Genomic DNA, 975 nt, shown 5'->3' with positions numbered 1-975 from the left:
GCACAACTTGAAAAATTGCCTCCTGCCGCCCTGATTACAAAGCGGACGATATAGGGTTTTACAATCGGGCTGGCTGTCATGTCGATCGTTTTTACCGCATTGGTCTGGGCCCAGCTAATATTGCTCAGCTTGCTTACAAAAACCGAAGGTGCATCRGCAGAAGCATAATAAACATCTACAGTGGTCCAGATACCATTTGTACTCGACTGCCTTGGTGTATAATCAACTTTATTAATGCTTTTYACACCAACAAAATAAAAATCAACCGTATCCGGCATGGCGTTTAAAGACCAGCTAGAGTGGTACATGGTTGTTAAATTGCCATCGAAGGCTTTCGTAATTTCACTACCACTTTGGGACGGCCGCTTTGAAGCGGCTGCGGTGATGGTGACCGGGTTTTGGGCRTTCGCAAYTGCACAGAGCAATAGCATGGCCAGAAAAGAAAGTAATCGTTTTTTCATTTGGTCAGGGTTTAAATTAAATAATATTGGTTTTAGTTTTGTTTAAGCCATCTCCTCCTATTCTGCCCTATATTTTCACCAGTAATGTCTGGCTACGATCTGCTTGTTATTGCTGTTATTTTCCCTTCCTCGGGAGAAAATTTACGGCAAGGCCAAACCGAATCGTATTGGCGAGCGGATTGCTTCTTTCTGCGGTAGCCAGGTAAGACATATCAATGCTGTAGATCTGATACCTAAAGCCTGCACCGAGGGTAAAATAACTGCCATCACCTTTCTGCGCATCCTGGTAGTTATAGCCCGCACGGAATACCAACCTATCTTTAAATAACAGTTCGAGCCCGGTTGATAAACCTATTTCCCTTACTTCTTCACTAAAGCCTCCAGGTGCATCATTAAATGACCCAAAGATCCCTGCAGGAACAGACCGATCCGGGTTCTTTCCACTGATAATCTCTCCATCAGGTGAATAAATAGGCTGGGTAGGTATAAGCAGTTTATTCAGATCCAAGGCCAG

2 protein-coding genes are annotated in these 975 nt (G+C 44.1%); both read right to left on the bottom strand.

Going from position 1 to position 975, the window contains the following annotated elements:
* Window positions 1-461: discoidin domain-containing protein (locus AC1DND_RS28495; protein ID WP_477586290.1), on the bottom strand; the 461-nt coding region annotated here is incomplete at its 3' end.
* A 115-nt stretch (window positions 462-576) separates the two neighbouring features.
* On the bottom strand, window positions 577-975 hold a 399-nt coding region (locus AC1DND_RS28490; protein WP_477586288.1), incomplete at its 5' end, for a PorV/PorQ family protein.

The organism is Pedobacter sp. 01N416, assembly GCF_056399685.1.
This window is presented reverse-complemented; position numbering and strand designations above follow the sequence as displayed.